This window comes from Vibrio albus, from assembly GCF_003144035.1.
In the GTDB taxonomy this organism is placed as follows: Bacteria; Pseudomonadota; Gammaproteobacteria; order Enterobacterales; family Vibrionaceae; genus Vibrio; species Vibrio albus.
Window position 1 is genome coordinate 1 of record NZ_QFWT01000010.1, and the last position, 12,582, is coordinate 12,582.

Genomic DNA, 12,582 nt, shown 5'->3' on the forward strand with positions numbered 1-12,582 from the left:
GTAAGGCAAAAATGTGTCTTGAATAATTAACATCTTTGATATTCAGAACAAATGAATTAACAAAGAATATTAGGTGAGTTCAGTTCTGCATCATATAGCTAAAACTGAATTGACTCACCTTTGCCCCAAGACGTGTTTAGTTCATTGAAAAGTTAAAACTTTCGTTGTTTCTAATATCTACATATACCGCCAAAACTTATAGAACAAGATCTCCAACACATATATGTTTAATGTTTTTTGTTAGGTTTATACGTCGCTTTTAGCAATAACCAAGGATTAGGCATATGATTGAATCAATTTCTATGCAAGGAGTAGCGAGCTTTCAAAACCCTACCCCTGTATATTTAAACACAAATAAAAAAGTAGTGCTGTTTTATGGTCATAACGGCACTGGAAAATCTACAATAGCAAGATATTTGCAAGACACAACGCACAGTAATTATTTCAATTGCAGTTACGTGTTACCCAACGATCAAGACTATCAAATTCTGGTTTATAACACAGACTTTGTTGAAAAAAACTTCTCTCAAGATAGCTTTGAGGGAGTTTTTACTCTAGGTGAAACAAATATAACGGCTGAACAGGCTATAAGTGCTGCTGAAGAAGAAATAGTAAAATTAGAAGGGCAAAGAACCCAAAAGCAAACGCTTAAAAAACAGCACGAAGATAAAAAAATAGCCCAAATTAAAGCAATTAAAAATAAGTGCTTTGAGATTAAAAAAGAGCATGACAAAAAAGATCTAGACCACTGTTTAATTGGCTTTAAAGGTTCGGCTACTGCGTTTTATGATGAACTTCTAACAACAGACCTCATCGAAAAACCTGAGTACACGTTTGAAAGTTTAGCGACTGAATCTAAAGAGCTAAATAATAAAAGTGCTGTACCAAAAAGTATGATTCCTAATGTTGTTTTAAACTTGGAATCAAGTGAATCAAATACCATTTTAAATGAGGTAATTGTTGGCTCTAGTGAAAGCTATTTAGCGGAGCTAGTGAAGAAATTACAAAACTCTATTTGGGTTGATAAAGGGCGTATCTATCTCGATGATGCTGAAGGTAAATGCCCGTTTTGCCAACAAGCTCTAGATAAGGATTTAATTGAAAATATAAACAACCTTTTTGACATATCATATGAAAGAAAAAAGGATGAATTAAAGACTCTAAAAAACGGATATGAACAATCTATCGAAATTTTAAACGAAGCATTATCAGCTACTCACTATACAGCTCTTAATGATACAAAATTTGACCTGGCAAAAGAAAAACTTTTAGGTGCACTACAAGCAAACCTTACTAAACTAGGACAAAAATTAGCTGATCCTAGCATCAAAGTTAGCCTGGAATATACGTCTGATTTAGTTCAGAATCTCAATGATATTATTAATGATAAAAACGCTTCTAAAAGGGCTTTTAACGCTAAACTCAGCAGGAAAAAAGACTCTCTCGCAGCTATTAAAAAGAAGTTTTGGTCTTTGGTTCGTATAAAATACGATGAGGCTATAAAAGCTCATGATACTTTAATTGAATCTATTAAAACTGATATCGAAAAAGTTAAAGGGGAAGAAGAAGTCCTCACCGTAGCTATTCAAGCTCAAAATGACGTTATCGCTGAAAATCGCAAATTAATTACCAATATTGAAACGTCTGTAATCAGCATAAACAACCAAATAGAATCGATAGGTTTAGAAGGTTTCGAGATTAAACAGAAACCAGGAGAAAGTAACCATTATTACTTATGTCGAGGTGCTTCTTCGAGCGGTCATGACGTATATAAGTCGCTCAGTGAAGGAGAAAAAACACTTATTACTTATCTATACTTTTTAGAATTGTGCCAAGGAAGTGTAAACAGTGACTCCTCAACCCCAAAAAATAAGAAAATTATTGTTGTAGACGATCCTATATCGAGCCTTTCTCATAATTACATATATGAAATAGGCGCTCTAACACACAAAAGACTGATTAAAGGCTACCAATATGCACAAGTGATCTTACTCACTCATAGCCTCTATTACCTTCATGAAATAATCAAATATCTACCTAAAGGGAAAGATAATGCAGGTAATGACAAGTTTGATAACAAATGTAATTTGTTTAGGGTATTAAAAAATAAGAACAGTAACATTTTACCTATGGAGAAAGGTGATATAAAAAATGATTATCAATCATATTGGCAGATCATAAAAGATGCTCAAAACGGCACTACAAATAACATTGTTTTACCTAATATTATGAGAAATATTCTCGAGTATTACTTTTCTTTTGTACATAAGACAGAAGCTTTAAAAGCCGCCTTGGATGAGTTAGAAGAAACGGATGCAGAATTTTCACCTTTCTTCAGGTTCATAAATAGAGAATCTCACTCTGACTCCGTGAACATTACAGATCTTGGAGAAATCGATTCAGATAGATTTATTGCCAAATTTAAGGATGTATTTATCAAAACTGATTTTGAAGAGCATTATAACAAAATGATGCTTTGACAAAATTGTTGGCACTATAACTCTCTAAGTTCAAATAAATGAAGGCATTATTCAGATTTGTACTGTAAAGTTATTCTAACTCAGAATTGTCCAGCTCCGAGTTACGGAGCTGTCGGCTAAAGTTGTGATCTTCAGTATTGTGATCACCAAGCGATTCTGTTGGTGAAAGGGGAATTGAGGGTCATTTTTGCGTAAGAAAGTTTCTTACGCAAGTTTTTAGTCTCAACTCAACTTATCACAAAAATATCAACATATGGTTGTTTTCTCTGATATCAACATATGGTTGTTTTTTGTTTAACTCATTGAAATTTAATAAAACAGAAATATCAACTTATGGTTGTATCAACATCTTTCGTTGATATACTTTTAAAATACAGCCATACCCTGAAACTGGATAAAGCACATCGTGTTTCAACCAGACCTATGGTATGGCTATTGACTTGACTATTTCGGTAGTGCTTTTCTGCATGAAAGATGTAAACGTAACCATATTTTATAGGGGTATGGTTATTAACATAGCGATTCTCTCTAATAACACCTTTTAATTAATGTATTTTTATTTTGTAATCGTTATCACAACTCTTTGGTGTGAAAGTTTGCTCGTTCTGAAAATGCGCTATGTTGAGCTTTTGTACTGCTATCAGTTTGGATTGTAAGAGTTTACTTATGAAGATAAATGATCTGTGAAGATAAATGATCATGCTCCCATTGCGCGTTATATCGCAGATGAACAGCGTTACGAGTCAATGCCATATCGTCGGTGTGGTAACAGTGGTTTGAGTTTGCCGGTTTTGTCACTTGGGTTATGGCATAACTTTGGTCAATATGACTCGTTTGCCAATGCGCGTCATATACTTCGTGAGGGGTTTGACATAGGTATTACCCATTTTGACTTGGCGAATAACTATGGCCCGCCCTACGGAGCCGCAGAAGAAACGTTGGGCAGAATTATGGCTCATGATCTTGCTTCTTATCGCGATGAACTCATCATTTCAACCAAGGCTGGCTATGACATGTGGCCTGGGCCTTATGGGGTAGGTGGGTCACGTAAGTATTTGGTGTCAAGTTTGAATCAGTCATTAAAACGGATGAACCTCGACTATGTCGATATCTTTTATCATCATACGCCCGATCCGGATACGCCGCTGGAAGAGACAATATCCGCCTTAGATATGTTGGTTCGGCAGGGTAAGGCGCTCTATGTTGGTCTGTCGAATTATTCTCCGGAACAGACCCGACAGGCACTTGATATATTTAATCAGTTAGGGACGCCATGCCTGATCCATCAGGCGAGGTACTCGATGTTTGACCGGCACGTTGAAGAAGGGCTATTAGATACGTTAGGTCAGGCTGGGGTCGGAATGATCGCCTTTTCTCCATTATCACAAGGATTGCTAACCGAAAAGTATCTGAATGGTATTCCTCAGGGTTCCCGCGCGGATAATCAACGCTCCTACCTGGACGCTAGCCTGGTTGAACGTTATCAGCCCAAAATCCAGGCTCTTGCTGATATCGCTAATCAGCGCGGACAGTCTCTTGCACAAATGGCACTGGCCTGGTTACTTGTCGATGAACGCGTTTCTTCGGTATTAATTGGTGCCAGTTCATCGGGTCAACTGCGTGAAAATGTTGCAGCAGTAAATTGTCTGGCGTTTTCAGATGCGGAGAAAGAACAGATTCTGAAGATCCTTGATAAAGAATGATCTATATATCAAAAATTAAGTGCTAACTCTTAGGGATGCCCTGAAGTGAGAAGAGTGGTTTCTGAAATCAATTCGGGGGCTACATGTGCCCCCCGTTTAAAGGTTATTTTGAAAGAAATGACCTTATTATTTAACGTCTGGAACCCATACGCCCAGATAGCCGTCGACATCCACTGTCTCACTGCCCTTAACGTTAACAGTCAGTAGACCGTCTTTATCGGTTTTAAGACGTTCGCCATGGTAGCCCATAGCATCAACAAACCATTGGTTTCTGTGCTTCTGACCCATATCAACAACAACGGTAGTATCCAGTTCAGGGTTGTTACCGGCAACCACTGCTGTCCACGCGAAACAGAGACTAGCTTCGTCATATTTCAAAACAAGAACTGGTTTTTGGTTTGACGATAACCTGACGTTGGCCTGACAAAGGTTGAATTTTGAGATGTGAATCACATGCATATAACATCATTGCCTGTCGGGAACGAAACCGGTAACAATGGTAAGGGAGTTAAATTAACAGAAATGAAAGAGTGACAGGCACTCTGTTTCACTCAGAACTGACATTCTGCTGACAAGTGAGGTGTTGAAGAGCAACTGGGGGCGACAGGCTCGTTATCAGGGCTCGATACTTGTGGCACTTTGCCCTGATGCATATCCTTTTAGGACGAAATATGAATGTCAACACGCCCTGGCTACTGCTCATTTCATTGATCAAGGTAGATAACTAATAAATCAGCCTCAACGGCATTAGCCAGCTTAGGAACAGAAGAGAATAAACGACTCAGGAATTTATGGTGGTGACCGCATACCACCAGATCAATATCCATTTTCTTAACGATACTTGAGAGCTTGATATGGAGATCGCCGATGACGACTAAGGTCTCTGTAATTGGATATTCGCTCTGTTCAGCCAGTGCCTGTAACTTTTTCTGTAGTGCCTGTTCATCTTTAGGTGCCAGAAAAACGGTGTCAACATCTACGAAAACAAATGAAAGTTTGCTATCAGCGTCTTTGGCTAATGAAATCGCTTTATCGATTACCATCTGGCTGGATTCCGATAAGTCAACCGCGACTAAAATATGCTTATAACTCATTATTATTCTCCCAATCAGCTATTATAGGCTTATTTTAAGTCTAGCAGCGGAGAGCCTTACTTGGGTTCATAAAGCATGAAAATTGAGCCAGATTCACGTGTTTGTCTGAAGGCTTTATTGGTTACGTTATTGACGATAATCGCAGATAACCTGGTTTCGGCCATTTTCCTTTGCTTTATATAAAGCTTTATCCGCTCGGCTTAATGCGACGGTTCCATTCTCATCATGGCAGTCAAACATAGTAATACCTATGCTTATTGTTACCTGAATGGTGTTTTCACCCGTTTCTATTCGGGTGGCCTGTATCTTTTCTCTAATTCGTTCGGCAATGATATTGCCTTCTTCTCTATCAACGCCCGGGAGTAGGATTGAAAACTCCTCTCCGCCAACGCGTCCAACGGTATCAATATGGCGGACAGTCTGTTGCATGACAGAGGTGACTTCTGCTAATACAAGATCTCCGGCCGTATGGCCAAAGGTGTCATTCACGTTCTTAAAATGGTCAATATCCAGCATCATAATGGCGCAAGAAGTATGAAAACGTGTGTATCGTTGCCATTCCTGTTTTAGTATTTCCATATACTTACGGCGATTGAGCAAATTGGTGAGGCAATCTCTCTCAGCCAGTAACCGAAGCTGGCGTATTTTATCTATTGAGTCCAGAGCTCTGGTAATTACGTCAATAATCTGGGACAGAACATTAGACTCTTTTTGGCTCCAGTTGAACTCCTTATACCGGGGATTGAGAAGGCAGAGTTGGTAACAGTGCCGGTTACCATCAGATTGACTTTGGCCTATAATTTGGCTTAACCCCATATTGAGCAGCGTAGCGGAAGGGCTGAAGATATCGGAACTGTTTTCGTTGGGTTCTAATCGAGCAACTGCTTCGGCGATTTGATTGTATTGAGAGTTATCATGCTCATGGCTGTCCGGCAGGCCCCATTCACTAATAACCGCTGTGTGTTTTCCCGTTCTTTTTAAAACAAAAAAAGCATAGTCGGCTTCTGCCTTTTCTGCGATAAGATTTAATGTCCAACTGATATCTTCATCGATAGTTTCAGGAACGGGTATGAGTAGTTTTTTAGCGACCAGCGCGAGTGTATTTTCAATTTCCAGTCGTAGTATAAGCACATTCATCATCTTCCAGAGGATAAAGCCCAGTGCGGTAAGTAATATCAGAAATGCAAAAATAGTGATAAAAAAGAGCTCATGGCTTTCTTTTTGTTGTTTTTGTTGTTCTTCTTCAAGTTGGGTTATAAGCGCATTTAACCCTGTTTGATAGATTGCCTTATTTTTTTCATAGGCGGGACTAAGTAACAAAACCTGAGCTTCACTTAACCTTCCCTCATTTGCCAGGCTCATCGCTTTTTCTTCGTCTGATACCAGGCGAAGATTAGCTTCACTGATACTATTAATTATTTCTGATGCTTCAGGATAAAGGGATACGGCTTTTGCGAGTTGTTCATCGAGTCTGATGACGTGGTACTGATAACGCTCGTCCCAGTCTGTATTTCCAGTGAAAGCAGACATACGCGCGGACATGGTTAATATTTCATCGTACAGGCGAATGTTATGTGCAACAGTAATGGCCTGTAGCTGGAATTTTTCTGCATTTCCTGATTGGTTTGAAAGGTTAGTGATAAGAGCAACAATAGAGATGATGAGGATCAAAGCCAGCAAAAAGCTAAAAAATACCTGCCGGTAAATTTTCTTAGGAAGTAAATATTGCAGGTTGAAAGACATAGCTTTCCTTTTGTTGTATTTATCTTGAGATCATTGTCCCTATAACTTAATTATAATAAGCGTATACCAGATTTTTAGCTAAATATTACGTCCGTAATGAAAAGGGCAGGTGCCTGTCATACTGGTTCAGGCACCAGAAAACGATGTGTGGTATTACTCTATAAACTGCTGCGGATCATCACTGAAAATGGCATCAACTCTATGTAGCAGCGGAAAATCATCAGGCTGATTTACAGTATAACACCAGACCTGGTAACCGGCTTTGTGCAGCAGGTTGATATCATCTCCAGTCGTTTTTTTGTAGTTCAGGTGGCAACTATAAGCACCAATAGTCTGCAATTGTTCAACTGTATCACTGGTGAGTTTTTCACTGATCATGCCGAGTCTGTAGTTCTGGCAGAGATCCGCTAACTCCTTCATGACTTCTTCAGAAAAGCTGGATAATAGAATTTGGGTTTTATCGACGGCTGAGCGGGCTAAAATATTGCGCAATGTTGTTACGACCGTTTTTACCACGCCCTGGTTAATCAATATCCGATCCAGTTTCACTTCCAGATTCAGTCCCACATTGTGCGCGGTGGTAATATCGAGCAGTTCTTCCAGTGTCAGGATAGTTTCATCGGTGAATTCGGAAGCGAACCAACTGCCGAAATCGAACGTGCGCAATTCTTCAAGGGTATAACTGTCAACGCGGCCAGTTCCGTTACTGCACCTGTCTATCGTATGGTCATGAATCACAACCAGGTGATTATCTTTTGTGGGCTGAATATCTACTTCAATCCAGGTTAAACCGAGGTCAATAGCTGCCAGAATACTGCATCGGGTATTCTCGGGATAGTGTCCGGCCACCCCCCGGTGGCCGGCGATGATAGGTTTCATGTTTGTGTCCTTACTGCGAGTAATACGTTTCGCCGTTACTATCAAAATAATCCAGATTGTTTTACGATGCTATTTCATAACAATGACTCTGTTGTTTGTATACCAAGCTGACAATCGCCGGATCCAGTTTGCCTTGCTCTGTCATCTCTTTCAGTATGCTTAGTATTTTTTCTATTGGCATCCCTTCTCTGTAAGGGCGTTTCTGCGCTAGCGCCTGGAACACATCAGCCACGGCAACAATTCTGGCTTCCATCGTAATGGCGTTTTGATTTGGATGGAAAGGGTAGCCCCTACCGTTTAAACCTTCGTGGTGAAAAGAGGCCCAGTTAGCAATATCTTCCAGTCCGGTAATATGGCGCAGAATTTCATAGGTTTCATAGCTGTGTTGATTCATGATCGCGCGTTCCAGTTCATCCAAGCCGCCCGGCTTCTCCAGAATTTCATCGGGCGTTCTGAGTTTACCTAAGTCATGCAGCAATCCGGCTATTTCGATCATATCGCACTGGGTTTCTGTCATCCCATATTCAACGGCAATATACCTTGCCAGCTCCGCGACCTTAGCGGAGTGTTGTGCGGTGAACGGGCTTTTCTGGTCGACAATGTATGCCAGAATATGGGACAGCTGCTTAAGCTGTTCAAGGCTAATGATGGTGTTACTTTTTTCCTTGCTCATATCCCATACATAGCGGGTTATATGTTGATCTTCCAGCGCGATCCAGAATGACTCTGATTGTTGAATATCCAGGAAAGCCTCTATGAATTCGGGCGCAAAATAGTGGCTCCCTTTTTCGACTATTGTGTTCGTAATGTGATGTCTGGCTATCAGAATATCCTTTCCATAATGACCGGCTCCGTATGTGTCGATTCTGTCAGCCAGAAAAACCAGGTTCGCCATCATGGCATCCCGGGGTTTTATTTCTTTTTTATTCAGCTCACTCCATGGCGTATGATGGTACAGTATTGGCACTGCAAAATGAGAAAGCGGGGAAAAGTCCTTCAGTAGCTGGTAACCGATGTCGCAGTGTTCCTGCGCGTTATCCCAGGCAAAATTGGCGACGAGATTACTGTGTGTATGGTTGGAGGAAACTCCGATATCATGCAGCATGCCCAGCTCAAAGAGATATTGCAGATCCTGCTGGCTATAGCCAAGCTCATGCCCTAGTTGGCAGGCCATATAACCCACACGTTTGCCGTGATTGGTATCATCTATACCGACCAGAGAAACCGAGGTTTCGATGGCGGTAATCATTTCTCTTAAGTTCACATGAAACACGGATGCGACATTCATTTTATCTCTCCATATGATACCAATGTTCCCAGTGTAGTGTATGTGTTGAACGATAAAAGTGAGTAGTTAAGCGATTTGGAAATAATATCTTAGTTCTCGTCAGTATCAGTAGAAATGGATCATGAGTATTAGGGGAGCACCTTAGTGAACTATTTAAGACTGACCCGGTTTCGTCCGGTGTGCTTAGAAGTGTACAAAGCCTGATCGGCAATATTTATTGATACATCAGGCCTTTTGTCAAACTGAAATTCTGATACGCCAAAGCTTGCGGTGAAATAAATATTATTTTCCTTGTAAGACAGTACATTAGATTCACACTGAGATCGGATCCTTTCCGCGACCGTTAACGCGGTGTCCGTGTTCACTCCGGGTAAAAATATAATAAACTCTTCACCACCATAACGGGCGGAAATATCATAGTTCCTGATAACACCTTTGATAATAGACGAAAAGTGTCTAATAGCCTCATCACCAGCGTCGTGCCCATAACTGTCGTTGATTTTCTTGAAATAGTCGATATCTGCGATAATGATTGAAGCCGGTTGGTTTTTACGTTTTAAGTAGTCAATTTGGGCGGTGATTTTCTCGAATAATGCCCGACGGTTGAGCATATCTGTTAATTCATCTTTCGAGGCCAACCGTTCGAGCAGGATATTACTGTCCATCATATAACTAGCAAGTAAAAAGATACCAACACCGAAAATAAATGCTGGCGCAAATATAAGATTGGTAAGCATAAGTTTACTTAAAAAGTCTTGATGATCATGACTTATATGATTAGAGAGGTCAAATAACAGGACACTAAACCACATAAGGAGCGTTACAATAAGGCCAAAATCTGCTCGGTTTGGTTTCGGTTGTCGGGTAAGTATCAGCCAAATAATGAAGATGCTATTAATAATGCCAAAGATTACCGGCAATATCAGATAATACGGACCGGTCATGTGAAATATAAGGTAAAAAAATAAAAATATATAATAAACTCTTTCAATAAAATATTTCTGAAATCGGACTGCCATTCCGATGGATAAAACGGCAATATTCAGAATAAAGAAAATATCCATAATCTTGTGTTCCAGCGGAGAGTGAAACGTTGGAACGACACTGAGTAGCAGAATAATAATGGCAGAAGTAAGAAAGAAACTGACAAAAAAGGGTTTTGCTTTCCTGGGAGCATCCGGTTCACGGATCATCAAAGAGGCTACCAGGCCAAACAATGTCACCATCAGCGCTGATAGCAGCAAGAGGGGATTGAATTGGCATAGGCATCCTTATTCCCGATAAGATCTCTTTGATTAATATAAAAATAGACGTAGACTGGGGATGTGTCTACAAGGAGAGCCATCTCCGTTAAATCCTCAGAAAGCGTTAGCCTATTGATATGATTAGAACAAAACTTCGCCAATATTATGATCGGTTTAACACCCGTATCGGTCCTGTCGTTGTCTTAGGTGATGTCGACGGCCTTACACACCTGTTTATCGATAATGACACCCGCCCGGTTGTTCTCGATCCTGATGCTGAACATGCCCCTCATCGGTTTGAAGAAGTCAGGAGACAACTAAGCGAGTATTTGTGCGGTGCTCGTCAGCATTTTGAACTCAGGCTGGCGGGACAAGGAACAGACTTTCAGCAAAATGTCTGGAAAGCATTGACTCATATCCCTTATGGTCAGAGCGCGAGTTATAAAGAGATAGCAATAGCGGTAGGGAACCCGGATAGCAGCCGGGCTGTCGGAATGGCAAACAATAAAAATCCACTCCCTATTATTATTCCTTGTCACCGGGTCATAGGCTCCAACCGAAAATTGACTGGTTATGCATTTGGGTTACCGGCTAAACAACAATTACTGGAATTGGAGCTGATCAACGCCGTGTTTGACCGGCTGAAACGGTATTATGGTGAGTTTCCGTGGTGGGAAGCGGAAAGCCCGTATGAGGTAATGATTGGAGCAGTACTGACGCAAAATACGAACTGGAAAAATGTTGAGATGGCTCTGGATAACCTCAGGGGGCAGATGATACCAGAAGCCATTGAGCAAATGCCGGACAATGAACTGGCAGAGCGTATTCGTCCGAGTGGCTTTTATAATCAGAAATTGGTCCGACTAAAAGCGCTGACACATTGGTTTAAACGGTATGGATACGATATAGAGAAACTGCGCCACACAGAGAAGGGGGTTCTGAGGAAGGAATTGCTGGCTATTTCTGGTGTTGGCCCGGAAACGGCAGATTCCATTCTGGTGTACGCGATAGATAAACCTTCTTTTGTTATTGACGCTTATACCATGCGTATATTTTCCAGAATCGGGCTGGACATACCAGAGGACTATCATGTTTACCAGAAGGTTATAACAAGAGCCTTACCGGAAGACCCGAAGCTGTACGCTTATTATCATGCATTGTTAGTTGAACATGCTAAACGATTCTGTAATAAAACCCCGCAATGCAATGAGTGTCCGGTCCGTGAGATATGTCGCTACAGTTAGTGGGGTAGTGAAGGCTACGATGTAGATCTGGCTTTGATCAACAAGGTAGTCACATTATCGTGACCACCTTTAGTTAACGTCTGCTCTATAAGTCGCTGGTTCATTTCTTTTAATGAACCACCAGCAGAAAGAACTTGGGTGATTTCTGCGTCGCTCAGTTCTTTGTTTAACCCGTCGCTGCAAAGTAAGAAAAGATCGTCCGGCTCAATTTCACTATCGGCAAAATCTACATATATCTCTTCAGAAGTCCCGACTGAGTGAGTGACGAGGTTAGAAAATGGATGATGTTCCGCTTCGTCTTTGGTGAGCAGGTCTTTGTCAACCAATTGCTGCACATAACTATGATCTTTTGTCAGTTGCATTAAATGCTGCTCCCGAAAACGGTAGGCGCGACTGTCACCCGCCCAAAGTAAAATGCATTGATCATGATGAACAAACATCAGAACGGCTGTGGTTCCAATTACTCCATCCGGGCCGAATTTTCGTGCCTTAATAAGTAGCTGATAATTGACGGATTTTAGTGCAGCTTCCAAAATGTCGATTTTCCCGCTTAACGTGTCTGGCAGCTGAACGTTTGTCATTGCGTCTATCACGGCTTTACTGGCAACTTCACCTGAGTTGTGACCGCCCATTCCATCCGCGACAACCCACAGACCGCATTCCTTTCGTTCCAGAAAGGCATCCTGATTGATTTTTCGTATCCGGCCTGTATTGGTCATCGCCGACGATTCCCATGTGAAATGACTGTAATTGGATTCTGAGTTGCGCATGGTTGTATTACCGATAACAATAGAAATAACCTCTGTATTACTTAATAAGTCTAGTGTGAGTTCATGGTCTTTTCACATAGTAAAATGTGAAATTAATAACATAAATCATCGGTCTTAATCCAAAGGACTCACCTACA

At 40.9% G+C, this 12,582-nt stretch carries 10 protein-coding genes; 3 read left to right on the plus strand and 7 right to left on the minus strand.

Annotated features, from left to right (window positions below; genetic code table 11):
• Positions 1–284 precede the first annotated feature (284 nt).
• Entirely contained in the window at positions 285–2,480 is a 2,196-nt protein-coding gene (locus DI392_RS15915; RefSeq protein WP_109320692.1) for an AAA family ATPase, read from the plus strand.
• Between the two features lie 683 nt (positions 2,481–3,163).
• The gene (gene mgrA, locus DI392_RS15920) at positions 3,164–4,183 is read left to right on the plus strand and encodes an L-glyceraldehyde 3-phosphate reductase (protein ID WP_109320693.1); all 1,020 of its coding nucleotides are present in this window, start codon (positions 3,164–3,166) and stop codon (positions 4,181–4,183) included.
• A gap of 126 nt (positions 4,184–4,309) precedes the next feature.
• Here the strand turns inward: mgrA and DI392_RS15925 are convergent, their stop codons facing one another.
• From DI392_RS15925 to DI392_RS15950, 6 genes are all read right to left on the minus strand, one after another.
• Complete coding sequence (locus DI392_RS15925) at positions 4,310–4,642, minus strand: hypothetical protein (protein ID WP_109320694.1); 333 nt, start codon at positions 4,640–4,642, stop codon at positions 4,310–4,312.
• Between the two features lie 245 nt (positions 4,643–4,887).
• Positions 4,888–5,277 (minus strand): universal stress protein, encoded by a 390-nt coding sequence (locus DI392_RS15930; RefSeq protein WP_109320695.1) that lies wholly within the window; start codon positions 5,275–5,277, stop codon positions 4,888–4,890.
• Between the two features lie 126 nt (positions 5,278–5,403).
• On the minus strand, positions 5,404–7,020 hold the full coding sequence (locus tag DI392_RS15935) for a GGDEF domain-containing protein (RefSeq protein WP_109320696.1): 1,617 nt from the start codon (positions 7,018–7,020) through the stop codon (positions 5,404–5,406).
• A gap of 153 nt (positions 7,021–7,173) precedes the next feature.
• Positions 7,174–7,899 (minus strand): glycerophosphodiester phosphodiesterase family protein, encoded by a 726-nt coding sequence (locus DI392_RS15940; protein ID WP_109320697.1) that lies wholly within the window; start codon positions 7,897–7,899, stop codon positions 7,174–7,176.
• 61 nt (positions 7,900–7,960) lie between these two features.
• Positions 7,961–9,187: an HD-GYP domain-containing protein gene (locus tag DI392_RS15945; RefSeq protein WP_109320698.1), complete on the minus strand. Its 1,227-nt coding sequence runs from the start codon at positions 9,185–9,187 to the stop codon at positions 7,961–7,963.
• A gap of 149 nt (positions 9,188–9,336) precedes the next feature.
• A complete protein-coding gene (locus tag DI392_RS15950) occupies positions 9,337–10,380 on the minus strand; it encodes a GGDEF domain-containing protein (protein ID WP_245884118.1) in 1,044 nt (347 codons plus the stop codon).
• Between the two features lie 188 nt (positions 10,381–10,568).
• Here DI392_RS15950 and DI392_RS15955 point away from each other — a divergent pair, with 188 nt between their 5' ends.
• Complete coding sequence (locus DI392_RS15955) at positions 10,569–11,675, plus strand: methylated-DNA--[protein]-cysteine S-methyltransferase (protein ID WP_109320700.1); 1,107 nt, start codon at positions 10,569–10,571, stop codon at positions 11,673–11,675.
• A gap of 14 nt (positions 11,676–11,689) precedes the next feature.
• Here DI392_RS15955 and DI392_RS15960 read toward each other — a convergent pair whose 3' ends face one another.
• Positions 11,690–12,445, minus strand: coding sequence for a PP2C family protein-serine/threonine phosphatase (locus tag DI392_RS15960; RefSeq protein ID WP_219930912.1), 756 nt, complete (start codon positions 12,443–12,445; stop codon positions 11,690–11,692).
• Between the last annotated feature and the right edge of the window lie 137 nt (positions 12,446–12,582).